Origin of the sequence: Streptomyces sp. SAI-170 (assembly GCF_049739565.1) — a bacterium.
Classification (GTDB): domain Bacteria; phylum Actinomycetota; class Actinomycetes; order Streptomycetales; family Streptomycetaceae; genus Streptomyces.
The window spans coordinates 6,168,122-6,185,604 of the sequence record NZ_JBMGQD010000001.1 but is presented as its reverse complement, the minus strand read 5'-3'; the positions used below and the strand labels follow the sequence as shown (position 1 = coordinate 6,185,604).

13 protein-coding genes are annotated in these 17,483 nt (G+C 72.3%); 4 read left to right on the top strand and 9 right to left on the bottom strand.

Annotation, left to right across the window (positions count from 1 at the left end):
* Positions 1-17: 17 nt before the first annotated feature.
* The 7 genes from murD to rsmH all read right to left on the bottom strand — a co-directional run bounded on the left by murD (position 18) and on the right by rsmH (position 9,791).
* Positions 18-1,436: a UDP-N-acetylmuramoyl-L-alanine--D-glutamate ligase gene (murD, locus tag RKD23_RS27795; protein ID WP_424856165.1), complete on the bottom strand. Its 1,419-nt coding sequence runs from the start codon at positions 1,434-1,436 to the stop codon at positions 18-20.
* The gene (gene mraY / locus RKD23_RS27790) at positions 1,418-2,488 is read right to left on the bottom strand and encodes a phospho-N-acetylmuramoyl-pentapeptide-transferase (RefSeq protein ID WP_404036355.1); all 1,071 of its coding nucleotides are present in this window, start codon (positions 2,486-2,488) and stop codon (positions 1,418-1,420) included. The genes murD and mraY overlap by 19 nt, the downstream gene beginning before the upstream one ends.
* Positions 2,488-3,903, bottom strand: coding sequence for a UDP-N-acetylmuramoyl-tripeptide--D-alanyl-D-alanine ligase (locus RKD23_RS27785; RefSeq protein WP_424856164.1), 1,416 nt, complete (start codon positions 3,901-3,903; stop codon positions 2,488-2,490). The genes mraY and RKD23_RS27785 overlap by 1 nt, the downstream gene beginning before the upstream one ends.
* Before the next feature lie 4 nt (positions 3,904-3,907).
* Positions 3,908-5,563 carry a UDP-N-acetylmuramoyl-L-alanyl-D-glutamate--2,6-diaminopimelate ligase gene (locus tag RKD23_RS27780; RefSeq protein WP_424856163.1) on the bottom strand — a complete coding sequence of 552 codons (1,656 nt, stop codon included), beginning with the start codon at positions 5,561-5,563 and terminating at the stop codon, positions 3,908-3,910.
* A gap of 38 nt (positions 5,564-5,601) precedes the next feature.
* Positions 5,602-7,563, bottom strand: a complete 1,962-nt coding sequence (locus RKD23_RS27775; RefSeq protein ID WP_424856162.1) for a peptidoglycan D,D-transpeptidase FtsI family protein — start codon at positions 7,561-7,563, stop codon at positions 5,602-5,604.
* A gap of 718 nt (positions 7,564-8,281) precedes the next feature.
* Positions 8,282-8,752 carry a hypothetical protein gene (locus tag RKD23_RS27770; protein ID WP_424856161.1) on the bottom strand — a complete coding sequence of 157 codons (471 nt, stop codon included), beginning with the start codon at positions 8,750-8,752 and terminating at the stop codon, positions 8,282-8,284.
* Positions 8,753-8,834: 82 nt separating this feature from the next.
* Positions 8,835-9,791, bottom strand: coding sequence for a 16S rRNA (cytosine(1402)-N(4))-methyltransferase RsmH (rsmH, locus tag RKD23_RS27765; protein WP_424856160.1), 957 nt, complete (start codon positions 9,789-9,791; stop codon positions 8,835-8,837).
* Between the two features lie 270 nt (positions 9,792-10,061).
* Between rsmH and RKD23_RS27760 the strand changes: the two genes are divergently transcribed.
* From RKD23_RS27760 to RKD23_RS27745, 4 genes are all read left to right on the top strand, one after another.
* Positions 10,062-10,613 (top strand): beta-class carbonic anhydrase, encoded by a 552-nt coding sequence (locus RKD23_RS27760; protein ID WP_424856159.1) that lies wholly within the window; start codon positions 10,062-10,064, stop codon positions 10,611-10,613.
* A 240-nt stretch (positions 10,614-10,853) separates the two neighbouring features.
* Positions 10,854-11,888: an AAA family ATPase gene (locus RKD23_RS27755; protein ID WP_424856158.1), complete on the top strand. Its 1,035-nt coding sequence runs from the start codon at positions 10,854-10,856 to the stop codon at positions 11,886-11,888.
* Positions 11,888-13,330 (top strand): DUF58 domain-containing protein, encoded by a 1,443-nt coding sequence (locus RKD23_RS27750; protein ID WP_424856157.1) that lies wholly within the window; start codon positions 11,888-11,890, stop codon positions 13,328-13,330. The genes RKD23_RS27755 and RKD23_RS27750 overlap by 1 nt, the downstream gene beginning before the upstream one ends.
* Complete coding sequence (locus RKD23_RS27745; RefSeq protein ID WP_424856156.1) at positions 13,327-15,801, top strand: transglutaminaseTgpA domain-containing protein; 2,475 nt, start codon at positions 13,327-13,329, stop codon at positions 15,799-15,801. The genes RKD23_RS27750 and RKD23_RS27745 overlap by 4 nt, the downstream gene beginning before the upstream one ends.
* A gap of 214 nt (positions 15,802-16,015) precedes the next feature.
* On the opposite strand, the gene RKD23_RS27740 is transcribed toward RKD23_RS27745, so the two are convergent.
* Positions 16,016-16,405: a DUF3040 domain-containing protein gene (locus tag RKD23_RS27740; protein WP_404034410.1), complete on the bottom strand. Its 390-nt coding sequence runs from the start codon at positions 16,403-16,405 to the stop codon at positions 16,016-16,018.
* 277 nt (positions 16,406-16,682) lie between these two features.
* Positions 16,683-17,453: a class I SAM-dependent methyltransferase gene (locus tag RKD23_RS27735; protein ID WP_424856155.1), complete on the bottom strand. Its 771-nt coding sequence runs from the start codon at positions 17,451-17,453 to the stop codon at positions 16,683-16,685.
* Between the last annotated feature and the right edge of the window lie 30 nt (positions 17,454-17,483).

Here is a 17,483-nt window from a genome sequence, read left to right as displayed (position 1 = left end):
CGCCTCCGCTGCGTCGGTCAGGAGCCGAGTTCGCGAACCGCCTCCGCGAACGCGTCACCGCGCTTGTTGTAGTTGGTGAACATGTCCATGGAGGCGCAGGCGGGGGCGAGGAGCACGGTGTCGCCGGGCCGCGCGAGCCGCTGGGCCTCCTGGACGGCCCCAAGCATCGCCCCAGTGTCGGTCCGGTCGAGGTCGACGACGGGTACCTCCGGGGCGTGTCGCGTCAGCGCCTCGCGGATCAGGGCCCGATCGGCACCGATCAGGACGACGCCCCGCAGCCGCTGCGCCGACTTGGCGACGAGCTCGTCGAAGGTCGCGCCCTTGGCGAGGCCGCCCGCGATCCACACGATCGACGGGTACGCCGCCAACGAGGCTTCCGCGGCGTGCGTGTTGGTCGCCTTGGAGTCGTCCACGTACGCCACGCCGTCCACGTCGGCCACGTGCGCGATGCGGTGGGCGTCCGGGGTGAAGGCCCGCAGACCGTCCCGTACGGCACCGGCGGGCACCCCGAAGGCGCGCGCGAGGGCCGCCGCGGCAAGGGCGTTGGCGATGTTGTGCGGGACGGGCGGGTTCACGTCGGAGACCTCGGCGAGCTCCTGGGCGTTCTTCTGCCGGTTCTCCACGAAGGCGCGGTCGACCAGGATGCCGTCCACCACGCCGAGTTGGGAGGGACCGGGGGTGCCGAGGGTGAAGCCGATGGCGCGGCAGCCCTCCTCGACGTCGGCCTCGCGCACCAGGTCCTCGGTGGCTTTGTCGGCCACGTTGTAGACGCAGGCGACCTGGTTGCCCTCGTAGATCCGGCCCTTGTCGCGCGCGTATGCCTCCATCGAGCCGTGCCAGTCCAGGTGGTCCGGCGCGAGGTTGAGGACGGCGGCGGAGTGGGCGCGCAGGGACGGCGCCCAGTGCAGCTGGTAGCTCGACAGCTCCACCGCGAGGACGTCGTACTGCTCCTCGCCGAGGACCGCGTCGAGCAGCGAGACGCCGATGTTGCCGACGGCGGCGGTGCGCAGCCCGGCGGCCTTCAGGATCGACGCCAGCATCTGCGTGGTGGTCGTCTTGCCGTTGGTGCCGGTGACGCAGAGCCAGGGCGCCGCGTCGGGCCCGCGCAGCCGCCAGGCCAGTTCGACGTCGCCCCAGATCTCGACACCGGCCTCGTGAGCGGCGCGGAACAGGGTCTTGTCCGGCTGCCAGCCGGGCGCGGTGACGATCAGTTCGGTGCCCTCGGGCAGGGTCGCCCCGTCGCCGAGCCGCACGGTGACGCCCAGCGCCTGGAGTTCGGCGGCCTGGGCGCGGGCCCGCTCGTCGTCGCCGTCGTTGACGACGGTGACCCTCGCGCCGAGCCCGTGCAGCACCTTGGCCGCCGGGACGCCGGAGACGCCGAGCCCGGCGACGGTGACGTTCTTCCCCTGCCAGTCGGTCACTTGTCCGCTGCCCATCCCGCATAGAAGAGGCCCAGTCCGACGATCACACAGATGCCCTGGATGATCCAGAAACGGACCACCACAAGGACCTCGGACCAGCCCTTGAGTTCGAAGTGGTGCTGGAGCGGCGCCATCCTGAAGACGCGCTTCCCGGTCAGGCGGAAGGAGCCGACCTGGATGACCACCGACATGGTGATCAGAACGAACAAACCACCAAGGATCGCGATCAGAAGCTCGGTGCGCGAGCAGATCGCGAGACCGGCGAGCACACCGCCGAGCGCCAGCGAACCGGTGTCGCCCATGAAGATCTTGGCCGGCGAGGTGTTCCACCACAGGAAGCCGAGGCAGGCACCCATCAGCGCCGAGGCGACCACCGCGAGATCGAGCGGGTCGCGCACTTCGTAGCAGGCGCCCGGGTTCGTGAGCGTCTGAGCGTTCGCGCACGACTCCTGGAACTGCCACACACCGATGAACGTATAGGCACCGAAAACGAGCACGGAGGCGCCGGTGGCCAGGCCGTCCAGACCGTCCGTCAGGTTCACGCCGTTCGACATGGCGAGGATCATGAACAGCGCCCAGACGACGAACAGCACCGGGCCGATCGTCCAGCCGAAGTCCGTGATGAACGACAGCTTGGTCGATGCCGGCGTGTTGCCGCGGTTGTCCGCGAACTGGAGCGAAAGCACCGCGAAGCCGATGCCGACGATCAGCTGGCCGGCCATCTTCGCCTTGGCCCGCAGACCCAGCGAACGCCGCTTGACGATCTTGATGTAGTCGTCCAGGAAGCCGACCACGCCCATGCCGACCATCAGGCCCAGCACCAGCACGCCCGAGTACCTCGGCGGCTCGCCGCTGATCACCTTGCTGAGGAAGTAGGCGGCGACCGTCGCCAGGATGAAGGCGATACCGCCCATGGTCGGCGTACCGCGCTTGCTGGCGTGCTCGCGCGGGCCGTCGTCACGGATGTACTGCCCGTAGCCCTTGCGGGCCAGCAGCTTGATCAGCAGCGGGGTGCCGATCAGCGTCAGGAAGAGGCCAATGACTCCTGCGAACAGGACCTGATTCATCATCGGGCGGAAACCTCACCCTCGGCACCGGTCTCGAGCAGCGCCTGGGCAACGCTCTCGAGGCCGACCGAACGGGACGCCTTCACGAGCACGACGTCCCCCGGGCGCAGCTCGCTGCGCAACAGGTCGACCGCCGCCTGTGCGTCGGACACGTGCACCGACTCCTCACCCCACGAACCCTCGTTATATGCGCCCAGTTGCAGCCAGGCGGCTTCCCTGCCCCCGACCGCGACGAGCTTGCTGACGTTGAGCCGGACGGCGAGCCGTCCGACCGCGTCGTGCTCGGCGAGCGCCTCGTCCCCGAGCTCGGCCATCTTGCCGAGCACCGCCCACGTACGGCGCCCCTTGCCCATCGCCGCCAGCGCACGCAGAGCGGCCTTCATGGACTCGGGGTTCGCGTTGTAGGCGTCGTTGACGACCGTCACGCCGTCCGGGCGCTCGGTGACCTCCATCCGCCAGCGGGAGAGGGTGCCCGCCGCGGAGAGCGCGGTGGCGATCTCTTCCGCGGACATGCCCAGCTCATGGGCGACGGCGGCCGCGGCGAGCGCGTTCGACACGTGGTGCTCACCGTACAGGCGCATGGTCACATCGCTGCACCCGGAGGGTGTGTGAAGGGTGAAGGAGGGCTGCCCGGTGTCCGTGAGTCGTACGTTCTCGGCGCGTACGTCCGCTTCGTCGCTCTCGCCGAAGAGGAGCACCTTCGCCTTCGTACGGGAGGCCATGGCGCGCACGAGCGGGTCGTCGGCGTTGAGGACGGCCGTGCCGCCCTCCGCCTCGGAGGGGAGTGCCTCGACGAGTTCGCCCTTGGCCTGGGCGATCTGCTCGCGGCCGCCGAACTCGCCGATGTGGGCGGTGCCGACGTTCAGCACCAGGCCGATCCTCGGCGGGGTGAGGCCGGCGAGGTAGCGGATGTGGCCGATGCCGCGGGCGCCCATCTCCAGCACGAGGAACCTGGTCTCCTCGGTGGCGGACAGCGCCGTCAGCGGCAGCCCGATCTCGTTGTTGAGCGAGCCCGGCGTCCACACGGTCGGCGCCTTGTGCTGGAGCACCTGGGCGATCAGGTCCTTGGTGCTGGTCTTGCCCGCGGAGCCGGTGAGGGCCACGAGGGTCGCACCGAGCCGTCGTACGACGTGACGGGCGAGGGCGCCGAGGGCGGCCTGCACGTCGTCGACGACGATCGCGGGCACCCCGACCGGCCGGGAGGCCAGTACGGCGGCCGCGCCCGCCTCGACGACGGCGGCCGCGAAGTCATGGCCGTCGACGCGTTCGCCGACGAAGGCGACGAACAGGCTGCCGGGCACCACCTCACGGGAGTCCCGGACGACCGGCCCCGTGACCTGGACGGCCGGATCCGGTATGTCGTGCGTCTGCCCGCCGACGACTTCTGCGATCTCGGCGAGAGAGAGGGCGATCACAAGTTCATCCCTGGGTCTTCTGGATAGCTTCGCGAAGCACCTGGCGGTCGTCGAAGGGACGGACCACGCCGGCGATGTCCTGGCCCTGCTCGTGGCCCTTGCCCGCGACGAGCACGGTGTCCCCGGGGTGCGCGCGCTGGACGGCGGCGGCGATCGCGGCCGCGCGGTCCTCGAAGAGGAGCACCTCGCCGCGCTCGTGCGCCGGCACGGACGCCGCGCCCTGGAGCATGGTCGCGAGGATCGCGAGGGGGTCCTCGGAGCGGGGGTTGTCGGAGGTCAGTACGGCCGTGTCGGAGAACCGGGCCGCGGCGGCGCCCATCGGGGCGCGCTTGGTGGTGTCACGGTCGCCGCCGCAGCCGAGGACGACGTGCAGCCGGCCCTTGGTGACCTTGCGCAGCGCCTTGAGCACCGACTCGACGGCGTCGGTCTTGTGGGCGTAGTCGACGACCGCGAGGTAGCCCTGTCCGGCGTCCACCCGCTCCAGGCGGCCGGGCACGCCCGGCACGGCGGCGACGCCGTCGGCGGCGGTCTGCGGGTCGAGGCCCGCGGCGGCCAGGGCGACGATCGCGGCAAGGGTGTTGGCCACGTTGAAGGTGCCGGGCAGCGGCGACCTGGCGGAAAGGCGCTCGCCGTTCGGGCCGACCACGGTGAACGTGGAGTCCATCGGGCCGACTTCGACGCCCTCGGCGCGCCAGTCGGCGTCGGGGTGGCCCTCGGCGGAGTAGGTAACAACCGGAACGGTCGCCTCCGTGGCGAGCCTGCGGCCGTACTCGTCGTCGAGGTTGACGACGCCGCGTTTGCTGCGTTTCGGCGTGAACAGCTGTGCCTTGGCCCGGAAGTAGTCCTCCATGTCGGAGTGGAACTCCATGTGCTCCGGGCTGAGGTTGGTGAACACGGCGATGTCGAAGACACAGCCGTCGACCCGGCCGAGCACCAGGGCGTGGCTGGAGACCTCCATGGCGACCGCGTCGACGCCGCGCTCGCGCATGACCGCGAACAGGGCCTGGAGGTCGGTGGCTTCGGGGGTGGTGCGCTCGGACTTGATGCGCTCGTCGCCGATGCGCATCTCGACCGTGCCGATCAGGCCGGTGGCCCGGACCGTCTTCAGTCCGCCCTCGACGAGATAGGCGGTGGTCGTCTTGCCGGAGGTGCCGGTGATGCCGATCTGGAGCAGGTCCTCGCCGGGGCGGCCGTAGATCTCGGCGGCCAGCTCGCCCATCCGGGCCCGCGGGTCGTCCACCACCAGCACCGGCAGGCCCGTCGCGGCGGCGCGCTCGGCGCCGGACGGGTCGGTCAGCACGGCCGCGGCGCCGAGGCCGGCCGCCTGCGCGACGAAGTCGGCGCCGTGTGCCCGGGCCCCGGGCAGGGCGGCGTACAGGTCGCCGGGGCGGACGGCGCGCGAGTCGTGGGTGATGCCCGTGACGTCGGCGGCGCCCTCGGGTGCGGAGGCACCCAGTCGGCCGGCGAGCTCCGCGAGGGGTGTGGCGGGCACCTGGGCCGGTCGCGGCGGTCCCGGGTAGGTCACGGGAGCGCCCTTCTGGGTGGTTCGGGACTGATCAGCGTGTGGCACGGCGGTGAGCGTACCGGGCTCACCCGCTCCGGGGCGAAGTGAGGTGCGGGGGGTGCTCTGGTTCCCGGGATCGGGGGTGATCGTTGTCACGAGCTGGTTCCTGGCTGTCAAGTGCTGATCAGGTCGGGTCAGGGTGTGTAGGAGACGGGCAGTCGGGCGGGGGGCGCTCCGGTGGGCGGGATCTGGAGGGTCTTCAGGGCGAACTCCATGACCTGCTTGTAGATCGGGCCGCAGATCTGGCCGCCGAAGTAGTTGCCCTCGGTGGCGTTCTGGATGGCGCAGTAGACGGTGACGCGGGGCTTGTCGGCGGGCGCGAACCCGGCGAAGGAGGAGGTGTAGCCGCGGTACTTGCCGGTGGCCGGATCCACGCGGTTGGCCGTACCGGTCTTGCCCGCGACGCGGTAGCCGGGGATGCGCGCCTTGTTGCCGGTGCCCTCCTCGTCGTCCACGACCGACTCCAGCATCCGGGCGAGCGTCTTCGCCGTCTTGGCGCTGACCACCCTGCTCTTGGCGGGTTCCGGGGCGGGCGTGAAGCGTCCGTCGGGGCCCTTGGTGCCGCGCACCAGCGTCGGCTCGATACGGACGCCGCCGTTGGCGATGGTCGAGTAGACGGAGGCGGCCTGCACGGCGTTGAGGGAGACGCCCTGGCCGAAAGGAATCGTGTACTGCTGCGACGTGGACCACTTCTCGGGCGGGGCCAGGATGCCCTTGGTCTCGCCGGGGAAGTCGAGCCCGGTGTAGCTGCCGAGGCCGAACTTGCGCAGATACGAGTAGAGGACCTTGTTGGCCGCGGGCTGGGTCTTGCCGAGCTGGCCGGTGGCGAGGATGGTGCCGATGTTGCTGGACTTGGCGAGCACGCCGTTGAGCGTGAGGTACCAGGTCGGATGGTCGATGTCGTCCTTGAAGAGACGGTCGCCGCGGTGCAGCCGGTTCGGCACGATCACATGCGTCTCGGGGGTGGCGACGCCCTCCTCCAGTACGGCGGCCATGGAGATGATCTTCGCGGTGGAGCCGGGCTCGTAGGCGTCGAGGAGGGCCGCGTTGGCCAGCGCGTTCGGGTTCGCCTTGGTGAGGTCGTTGGGGTCGAAGCCGGGCGCGTTGGCCATGGCGAGGATCTCGCCGGTGCGGGTGTCCTGGACGATGACATAGCCGCGGTCGGCCTTGGACTTCTTCACCTGCTCGCTGATGGCGTTCTGCGCCGCCCACTGGATGTCGCGGTCGATGGTCAGCTCGATGTCGGAGCCGGGCACGGCCGGGGTCTCGGTGGAGCCGGCCGTGGGCACCTGGCGGCCGCCGGACTGGGCGTAGCGGATCTTGCCGTCCTTGCCGGCGAGTTGCTCGTCCAGCTGCTGCTCGATGCCGCCGCCGCCCTTGCCCTCGGCGTTGACCCAGCCCAGTATCCCGGCGGCGAGGTCGCCGTTCGGGTAGACCCGCTTGCTGCTGGGCACGGCCAGGACTCCGGCCAGGACGTTGACGGTGGCCGGGTCGGTCTCGGCCTTCGTGGCCAGCGCCGACTTCAGGTCCTTGATCTGCTGCCAGACCAGCGGGGTCTGCCGGTGGGCGAGCAGGGCGTAGCGCAGCTCCTTGTTCGCGGGCCGCAGCTTCTCGACCAGGTCCTCCTGCTCCTGCCCGAGGATCGGCGCGAGCAGCGCGGCCGCCTGCTCGGGGCCGTCGTCGATCCTGAGCGCCTTGCGGTTGAACAGGGTCGGGTCGGCGGTGATGTCGTACGCGTCCACGCTGGTCGCGAGCGCGACGCCGGTGCGGTCGGTGATCTCCCCGCGCTCGGCGGCGAGCACCTGCCCGACGTACCGGTTCTGTTCGGCTTTCGCCGCGTACGTGCTCGCGTCCACGGCCTGCACCTGGAGCAGCCGTACGACGAACGCGGCCATGACCAGCGTCAACGCCAGCCCGACCATCCGCAGCCGGGGCCGCGGACTGCCGAGCCTGAGCGGCCGGGGCCCAGCGGGCCGCGACACTGCCGGACGCCGCACGGGCCGCTGGGCCCCGGCCCCCGACGGCCTGCGTCCCGCAGGTCGGGCGGGCCGCGCGGGCCCGGGCACACGCCGCCGCGGCGGTTCCCTGTCGGTCACGTCCGTCACCTGCCGGGGGTCGAGGTCGGGAGGGGGGTGTCGCCCGGGCCTCCGCGGCCGTGGGGAGCGCGGAGGGCGTGGCTTGCGGAGGGGGGTGGGGCCACACGGCCACGCCCGCGGGGCGGGGCCAGGCCATCGGGGTCACGCCCTGGGTGGCGGGGCGGGGCTGTGAGGGCGCGGGGGTCATGCCCTGGGCGGCAGCGCCGGGCTGCGAGGGCATAGGGGTCACGCGCCGGACAGCAGCGCGGAGCTGCGAGGCCGAAAGCGTCACGCCCGCGACGCAGGGCCAGGCCATCGCGGCCACACCCCGGGCGGGAGCGCGGGGCAGCGAGGCCGTGGGGGTCACGCCCCGGACAGTGCGTAGCTGCGAAGCCGAAGGCCTCACGCCCGCGACGCAGGGCCAGGCCATCGCCGCCACGCCCCGGGCAGCAGCGCGGGGCAGCGAGGCCGAAGGCGTCACGCCCCGAGGGTCGCTTCTCCGTCGCAGCAGTCACCTGCCCGGGGCCCCGGGCCGTGAGGCCGGAGGCGCTTCGGGGGGTGCGGGACGGGCCGGGGCGGGCGGCGGGGGTCGGCTCGGGAGTCGGGGCACCCGTGCGCATGCGCACCGCAGTGCGGACGACGAGGTCCAGCCGGGCGGCGGGAAGCCGCTCGGGTGTCCGGGCACCGGAGCGGGGGTGCGCCACAGGAGAAAGTCGCGCGTTGTTCTCGGTCACCGGGCTCACCTGTCGGGAGTCTCGGGCGTGGAGGACGCGGATGGGGACGGGGGCGTGGTGGGCATCGCCTCCGGGGCCAGGACGAGGGGGGTGGTGAAGGCGTCCTCGGGGGTGGGGGCCGGGGACGGGACGCCCTTGACCTTGCCGTCGGGGTCCAGGAAGGCCGGGTCGCCGCCGGGGACCATGCCCAGCTCGCGGGCGCGGCGCTGGAGGGCGTCGGGGGCGGAGTAGGCGTCGATGTCGCGCTGGAGGGCCTGCTCCTGGTCGGTGAAGTCCTTGGTGGCCTTCTTGAGGTCGTCCAGCCGGAAGGAGCCCTCACTGAGCGCGGAGTTCAGTACGAGCAGGCCGATGAGGCCGCCGCCCAGCAGCAGCACCACCAGCAGGACGAAGGGGGTGCGGGCGGCCTGCCCGGGCCCGGCCGGCAGCAGCCGTGCGAGCCGGACGGCCCGGCCCTTCAGCTCGGGTTTCCTGCTCACCGGGCCTCCCGTGCGTCAGTGCGTCGCGAGTTGGAATGGTGAGTTGGATTTTCCAACCCAGGCGCCCGCCCCTTCGCCCGACTCACTCCACGTCCTCCCTGATGCGCTCCGCGCCGCGCAGCCGCGCCGGGGCCGCCCGCTTGTTCTCGGCGACCTCTTCCTCGGTGGGAAGTTCGGCACCGCGCGTGAGCAGCTTGAGCCGGGGCTGGTAGCGCTCGGGCACGACGGGCAGTCCGGGCGGGGCGGTGTTGGCGGCACCGGCAGCGAAGACCTGCTTGACCAGCCGGTCCTCCAGCGAGTGGTACGACAGCACGGCGACGCGCCCGCCCACCGCGATCGCCTTCACCGCGGCCGGGATCGCCCGCTCCAGGACGGACAGCTCGCCGTTGACCTCGATGCGCAGCGCCTGGAAGGTCCGCTTGGCGGGGTTGCCGCCGGTGCGCTTGGCTGCCTGCGGCAGCGCGTCCCGGATCACCTCCACCAGTCGCGCGCTGTTGCTGAAGGGCTCCTTCTCGCGCTCGCGCACGACGGCCGCCACGATCCGTTTGGCCTGCTTCTCCTCGCCGTACGCCCGAAGGATCCGTACGAGCTCACCGGCGGGGTAGGTGTTGAGGACCTCGGCGGCGCTGATGCCGGTCGTCTGGTCCATGCGCATGTCGAGCGGCGCGTCCTGCGCGTAGGCGAAGCCGCGGTCGGCCTCGTCGAGTTGCATGGAGGAGACCCCGAGGTCGAACAGGACGCCCTGCACGCGCGGGATGCCGAGCCGCCGGAGCACCTCGGGCAGCTCGTCGTAGACCGCGTGCACCAGCGTCGCCCGCTCCCCGTACGGCGCGAGGCGCTCGCCGGACAGCCGCAGGGCCTCCTTGTCGCGGTCGAGCGCGACGAGCCGGGCCTCGGGGAACCGCGTCAGGAGCGCTTCGCTGTGGCCGCCGAGACCGAGGGTGCAGTCGACGACCACCGCTCCGGGTTCTTGCAGGGCGGGGGCCAACAGGTCCAGGCAGCGCTGGAGCATCACCGGGACATGTCGACTGTTGCTCAAGGGGGCCCTCTCAGGTCCGGCGGGGCCGTACGCACCGCCGGGTCCCCGCCCTCTCGTGACGGAAAAAAGCAGGGAGAACCTCGCCTCCCGCTTCGCGTCACTTTAGTCCACCCTGTGTTGCGGTCAATCAACCGGCCCGCGCGTGGCGGCGGGGCCCTGAGCACCGGTTCACGCGCCGGCTGTGCATTGCCTCACAACAAGAACTCAATGGCGTTCTTTGTCCGCTCTCACAACAGGCCTCCACCTGAGGTGACCAGTAACGTCTTCAGCATGACGACTTCTGCATCGCTCCCCACCGGCTCCGAGGGCTCCATAACCCGCGTCGGCTCGGTCACCGACCGCCTGGTCGAGGCGAACGAGCAGTACGCCGCCGCCTTCACCGACCCCGGAATGGACGCCCGCCCCGTCCTCCAGGTCGCCGTCGTGGCCTGCATGGACGCCCGCCTGGACCTGCACGCCGCGCTCGGACTGCAGCTCGGCGACTGTCACACGATTCGCAACGCCGGCGGCGTGGTCACCGACGACGTGATCCGCTCGCTCACCATCAGCCAGCGCGCGCTCGGCACCCGCAGCGTGGTGCTGATCCACCACACCGGGTGCGGCCTGGAGACCCTCACCGAGGAGTTCCGGCACGACCTGGAGATGGAGGTCGGGCAGCGTCCCGCGTGGGCGGTGGAGGCGTTCCGTGACGTCGACCAGGACGTGCGCCAGTCGATGCAGAAGGTGCGCACCTCGCCGTTCCTGCTGCACACCGACGACGTGCGCGGCTTCGTCTTCGACGTGAAGACCGGTCTGCTGCGGGAGATCGACCCCACGGAGTGAGGCGGACCCGGCGGGCTCGTTCTTCGCTGATTCCAGGTTCTTCCGGTCACAAAAGACCGTAAGAACCGACATATCGCGGCCAGTTGTCCACAGGCGAGTGACACGAACCGGTAACGGCAACAAGAATGCCGTTGTGACGTCACGCGGAACTTTTCCCGCGCGCCGTCCGTGTTTCGGGTGGGGCCGGTTTCGCGTCGCGGAGCGTCGGCCCGGGCAATGGAACGGGCCGAGGAGGGCCGGGTGACGACCTATGACGATCGAGCGAGCCTCACTGATCTGACCGCCACCGTGGATCGGGTGCGCCGCTCGGTGGAAGAGGTGATCGAGGGCAAGCCCGAGGTCGTCCGGCTTTCGCTGACCGTGCTGCTCGCCGAGGGGCATCTGCTGATCGAGGATGTCCCCGGCGTGGGCAAGACGATGCTGGCCAAGACACTGGCCCGGTCCATCGACTGCTCGGTGCGGCGCATCCAGTTCACGCCCGACCTGCTGCCCTCGGACATCACCGGTGTCTCCATCTGGGACCAGCAGCGCCGGGACTTCGAGTTCAAGCCGGGCGCGATCTTCGCGCAGATCGTCATCGGCGACGAGATCAACCGCGCCTCGCCCAAGACGCAGTCGGCGCTCCTGGAGTCGATGGAGGAGCGCCAGGTCACCATCGACGGGCAGACGTACGAACTGCCGAGCCCGTTCATGGTGGTGGCCACCCAGAACCCGGTCGAGATGGAGGGCACCTACCCGCTGCCCGAGGCCCAGCGCGACCGTTTCATGGCCCGGGTCTCCATCGGCTACCCCAGCCCCGAGGCCGAGCTGCAGATGCTCGACGTGCACGGCGGGGTGAGCCCGCTGGACGACCTCCAGCCGGTCGCCCACGCGCACGAGATCGTGAAGCTGATCGAGGCCGTCCGCGGCGTCCATGTCGCGGACACCGTCCGGCGCTACGCCGTCGACCTGGTCGCCGCGACCCGCACCCACCCCGACCTCAGACTCGGCGCCTCGCCGCGCGCCACGCTGCATCTGCTGCGCGCGGCGAAGGCGTCCGCCGCTCTGAGCGGCCGGGAGTACGCGCTGCCGGACGACATCCAGGCCCTCGCCGTCGCCGTCCTGGCCCACCGTCTGCTGCCCACCGCACAGGCCCAGCTCAACCGCCGTACGGCCGAGCAGGTCGTACAGGAGATCCTTCAGCACACCCCGGTGCCGGCCGCGCCGCAGCAGAACACCTTCGGGCTCGGCCGCGGCGCCCAGGGCTTCGGCCAGCAGCCGCCGCGGAGGCTGTGATGAGCGACGCCGCGCCGAGGGGGGCGATCCAGGCCGAGGCGGAGAGCGGCGGCAAGGGCGCGGTGCGCACGGCGCTGGCCGGTCTGACCACACGTGGGCGTTCCTTCCTGGCCGCCGGTGTCGCGGCCGCCGTATGCGCCTACGTGCTCGGCCAGAGCGACCTGCTGCGCGTCGGGCTGCTGCTGGCGGTGCTGCCGCTGGTGTGCGCGACCGTCCTGTACCGCACCCGCTACCGGGTGGCCGGCAGCCGCAGGCTCTCCCCCGCGCGCGTGCCCGCGGGCTCCGAGGCCCGCGTGCATCTGCGCATGGACAACGTCTCGCGGCTGCCCACCGGCGTGCTGATGCTCCAGGACCGGGTGCCCTACGTCCTCGGCCCGCGCCCGCGTTTCGTCCTGGACCGGGTCGAGGCGGGCGGCCGCCGCGAGGTGTCCTACCGGGTCCGCTCCGACCTGCGCGGCCGCTATCCGCTGGGCCCGCTCCAGCTGCGCCTCACCGACCCGTTCGGCATGTGCGAACTGACCCGCTCCTTCTCGACGTACGACACTCTCACGGTCATCCCGCGCGTGGAGGCGCTGCCGCCGGTGCGGCTGACCGGTGAGGCCAGCGGGTACGGCGACGGACGGCAGCGCTCGCTGGCGCTGGCCGGCGAGGACGACGTCATCCCGCGCGGCTACCGCTACGGCGACGACCTGCGCCGCGTCCACTGGCGTTCCACCGCCCGCTACGGCGAGCTGATGGTGCGCCGCGAGGAACAGCCGCAGCGCTCCCGCTGCACGGTGCTGCTCGACACCCGCGCGCTCGCCTTCCGCGGCGCGGGCCCCGACTCCGCGTTCGAGTGGGCGGTGTCGGGCACGGCGTCGGTGCTGGTGCACATGCTGGAACGGGGCTTCTCGGTACGCCTGCTGACCGACACCGGCAGCTCGGTGCCGGGCGAGGGCGCCGACGGCTTCGCGGGCACCAGCCAGGAGTCGGCGGACGCCGCCGGGCTGATGATGGACACCCTCGCGGTGATCGACCACTCCGACGGCACCGGCCTGTCCCACGCCTACGACGTGCTGCGGGGTGGCAACGAGGGCCTGCTGGTGGCGTTCTTCGGCGACCTCGACGAGGCGCAGGCCGCCGTCGCCGCCAAGATGAGCCGCCGCAGCGGCGGCGCCCTCGCCTTCGTGCTGGACAGCGACACCTGGACACGCGAGCCGTACGACGTCCCGGCCGCGGGCAACCGCACCGAAGAGCGCCTGCGCCTGCTGCGCGAGTCCGGCTGGACAGCCATCGCCGTACCCCGCGGCATAGCACTGGGCGACCTGTGGCGCCAGGCCGACCGAGAACGCTCAGGTGGCCTGGGGATGGCCGACCCAGGGGCGCGGGGAACTGCGCGATCGACCCATCCCGACCCGCAGCCGCTGACGACGCGACTCACCCACGGGGAGGTGCGCTCATGAGCGGACGGGCCCGTATGGCACTGTGCGCCCTGGCAGCCACTCTCCTGGCATCCTGCGCCCTTCTGCCCCTGGTCGACACACCCGCCTGGCTGATGCACGCGGCCCTGCTGCTCGCGGTGCAGTCCGGCGTGGGCGCGGCCATGCGCAGGGTCCCGCTCGCGCGGACGCTGACCGTGGCGGCCCAGGCACTGGCGTCGCTGCTGCTGCTCACGCTGTCCTTCGCCCGCGAGCAGGCGCTCGCCGGGTTCGTCCCGGGGCCGCAGGCGTTCCAGCACTTCGCCGATCTGCTGGAGCAGGGCACACAGGACGTCGAGCGGTACGCGATCCCGGCGCCTATGTCGGACGGCATCCAGCTGATGCTCGTCGGCGGTGTCCTGGTGATCGGGCTGATGGTGGACGCCCTGGCGGTGACCTTCCGCAGCGCGGCCCCGGCGGGACTGCCGCTGCTCGCGCTGTACTCGGTGGCGGCGGGCCTCGCGGACGGAGCCGGCGGCTGGGTGTGGTTCCTGCTCGCCGCGGCGGGCTATCTGATGCTGCTGCTGGCCGAGGGCCGCGACCGGCTCTCCCAGTGGGGCCGGGTCTTCTCCGGCGGCCCACGCTCCCCGGGCGCCCTCACCGGCGCCGGCGACGCCGTGGCGCCGGTGCGCACCGGGCGGCGGATCGGCGCGGTGGCGCTGGGCATCGCCCTGGTGGTGCCGCTGGCCCTGCCCGCGATGAACGGCGGCCTGCTGGACGGGGTCGGTACGGGCGTGGGCTCCGGCGGCGGAGGCGGCGGCACGATCTCCGCGGTCAACCCGCTGGTGTCGCTGCGCGACAGCCTGAACGTGGACGAGGACCGCACGGTGCTGGTGCTGCGCACCGACTCCGAGGACGTGTCCAGCATGTACCTGCGGATCGTGTCCCTGGACGACTTCGACGGCACCACCTGGCGCCCCGCCAAGCGGCGCATCGTCGACGTGCCCGACGAGTTCCCCGCACCCACCGGTCTGCGCGCGGACATCCCGCGCACCGAGGTGCGCACCCGGATCGCCGCCGCCGACTGGTACGCGCAGGACTGGCTGCCGATGCCGTATCCGCCGAGCGGCGTCGACATCGACGGGCGCTGGCGGTACGAGCCGATCGGCATGACGGTGGTCGGCGACCGCCGGGAGACCACCCGCGGCAAGACGTACGAGGTGCGCAGCCTGGAGGTGCGTCCGACGGCCCGCCAGCTGGCCGAGGCCCCGCAGCCGCCCGCCTCGATCGAGCGGCAGTACACCGAGCTGCCCGACTCGCTGCCGTCGGTGGTGGCGACCACGGCCCGCGAGGTCACCGCGGACGCGAGGAACCCCTACGAGCAGGCGGTCGCGCTCCAGGAGTACTTCGCCCTGACCGGCGGCTTCCAGTACGACACGGAGGTGGAGGTCGGCGACGACCGGCAGGCCCTCGCCCGCTTCCTGCGCGACAAGCGGGGCTTCTGCGTCCACTACTCCTTCGCCATGGCGACGATGGCCCGCTCGCTGGGCATCCCGGCCCGCGTGGCCGTCGGTTTCGCGCCGGGCACCCCGCAGGCCGACCGGACGGTGACGGTGGGCCTGCGCGACGCGCACGCCTGGCCGGAGCTGTACTTCGAGGGAGTGGGCTGGACCCGCTTCGAGCCGACCCCGACCCGTGGGTCGACCCCGCCGTACACCGTCCCGGACTCCCCCGACAACAGTGACCCTGAGCTGCCGGAGAACGCCCGGCCGAGCAACGCGGCGCCCTCCGCGGAGCCGTCGCAGAGCTCGAGCTGCTCGGCGGAGGACAAGCGGCTGGAGGCCTGCGCGGGCGCGCTGCCGCTGGACCCGGGCACGTCGGACGGCGACGGTCCGCCCTGGTACCAGATCACCGCCTGGGTGTTGCTGGGGGTCGCGCTGCTCGTGGTGCCGCTGGCGCCGATGCTGTACCGGCTCAGACGGCGTGTGGTGCGGCTGGCCTCGGCCCGGCACACCGCGGCCGCGCCGGGGCCGTCCGGCGACGGCGTCGATGTGACGGTGCTGCCGACCGGGCAACTGCCCGCGCGGCCGACGGCCGAGGCGGCCGCGGGTCATGTGCTGGCGGTGTGGCGTGAGCTCACGGACACCGCCTGGGACTACGGCATCGCGCCGGACGACGCGCTCACCCCGCGCAAGGCGGCCGAGCGGATCGTGCGGCTCGGGCAGCTGGACGAGTCCGCGGCGCAGGGCGTGCACCGAGTGGCGGGCGCGGTGGAGCAGGTGCTGTTCGCGCCGCGGCCGCAGGCCGTGTCCGGGCTCGCCGACGAGGTGCGCGGGCTACGGGTCGCGCTGCGGTCGCGGGTCAGCCGGTCGACCCGAGTGCGCGCGGTGATCGCGCCGCGTTCGGCCGTCCGGGCGGTGTGGGACCTCAGCGACCGCTGGACGGCGTTCCGGGAGCGGCTGGCGGCGCGCCTGACGGCCCTGGTCCGCAGGCCGTCGGGACAGCGCAGCGGCTGAGACGGACGGCGTGAGCGTTCGGCCCCGGCACGGTCATCCGTGCCGGGGCCGGCTCTTCGCCAGATGCGCCCGGGCGGGCGCCGCGGGCATGCGTGAGCGCGGGCATGCGTGAGCGCGGGCATGCGTGAGCGCGGGCATGCGTGAGGGGGTTGCCGCCCGGGCGGCAACCCCCTCACGCACGTCTGTGTCTGTGTCCGAGGAGCGAGGGTGCGGCTCAGTGGCCCTGCTCGTCGCGGCGCCGCTGCCAGCGCTGCTCGATGCGGTCCATCACGGAACGCCGCTGGTGTCCCTGTCGGCGCCCTTCCGGGCCGGCCGCATGCTGTTCGCCGGGCCTGGGAGCCTTGCGCCAGCCGGTCACCGCGAGTACCGCACAGCCCAGCATGACGAGGAAGCCCACCACGCTGAGCCACACCTGCTTGGCGACCATTCCGGCCATGAGGAGCGCGATACCTACGAGGAAGCCCGCGACCGCCTGGTAGACCCGTCGCCGGGTGTACGTACGCAGCCCGCTTCCCTCAAGCGCTGTCGCGAACTTGGGATCTTCGGCGTACAGCGCTCGCTCCATCTGCTCGAGCATGCGCTGCTCGTGCTCCGAGAGCGGCACGGAGTCCTCCTCATCGTGCAGTCGCCGGGGCGACCCGGGGGGTCCCTTCAGGATAGGCAGGGAATCGCCCCCGTGAAACCCGCCCCTCTGCGCCAATTGGCCAACCGGCTCCGCCATGGGCGAACCGGCTCGCTGAGGCTTCCATTCCCCGGCGGCCGACCCGTCATGCCGGAGCGGTCTCCCTCGATCATACGGCGGGAACCGCCCGATCGGGTGGCCTGTGGCGGACTCCATGCGGAGCCCGCCTCGCTGATCAGGGCCCTGTCACAGCAGGCACTCAGGCCTCGTGAGCCCCTGCGGTCTCACCGAGCACATGCAGCTGGGTCGCCACCGCGTGGAAGGCCGGGAGTTCGGCCGCGGCCTCCTCCAGCTTGAGCAGTGCCTCCAGCGCGCCGGGCTCGGTGTCCACGAGGACGCCGGGCACCAGGTCGGCGAAGACGCGCACGCCGTGCACGGCGCCGACGGTGAGGCCGGCTCCCGCGACGAGGTCGGTGAGCTGCTCGACGGTGAACCGGCGCGGCACAGGGTCGCCCTGCCCCCAGCGGCCGTCCGGGTCCTCCAGGGCCTGCTTGGCCTCCTTGAAGTGGCCGGCCAGGGCCCGGGCGAGCACGGCACCGCCGAGTCCGGCGGCGAGCACGCTGAGGACGCCCTCGGAGCGCAGCGCGGCGACGGCGTTGCGGACGCCCTCGGCCGGGTCGTCGACGTACTCCAGGACGCCGTGGCACAGCACGACGTCGTAGCCGCCGCGCTCGACCACGTCGAACAGGCCGTGCGCGTCGCCCTGCACGCCCTTCACCCGGTCGGCGACCCCGGCCTCGGCGGCGCGGCGCTCCAGCGCGAAGAGGGCGTTGGGGCTCGGGTCGACGACGGTGACGCGGTGGCCGAGGCGGGCGGCGGGCACCGCGAAGTTGCCGCTGCCGCCCCCGGTGTCGAGGACGTCCAGCGACTCCCGGCCCGTGGCCTTGACCCGGCGGTCCAGGGCGTCCCGCAGGACCTCCCAGACCACGGCGGTACGGAGAGAAGCGCGGGGGCGCATCGGGTCCGACACGGCAGTTGACTCCTCGGCGTGGCACCGCCT

What these genes read in the sequence shown, in the direction of transcription:
- murD (WP_424856165.1), bottom strand. Translation starts at nt 1,436, where the DNA reads ATGGGCAGCGGACAAGTGACCGACTGGCAGGGGAAGAACGTCACCGTC.
- mraY (WP_404036355.1), bottom strand. Translation starts at nt 2,488, where the DNA reads ATGAATCAGGTCCTGTTCGCAGGAGTCATTGGCCTCTTCCTGACGCTG.
- RKD23_RS27760 (WP_424856159.1), top strand. Translation starts at nt 10,062, where the DNA reads ATGACGACTTCTGCATCGCTCCCCACCGGCTCCGAGGGCTCCATAACC.
- RKD23_RS27750 (WP_424856157.1), top strand. Translation starts at nt 11,888, where the DNA reads ATGAGCGACGCCGCGCCGAGGGGGGCGATCCAGGCCGAGGCGGAGAGC.
- RKD23_RS27745 (WP_424856156.1), top strand. Translation starts at nt 13,327, where the DNA reads ATGAGCGGACGGGCCCGTATGGCACTGTGCGCCCTGGCAGCCACTCTC.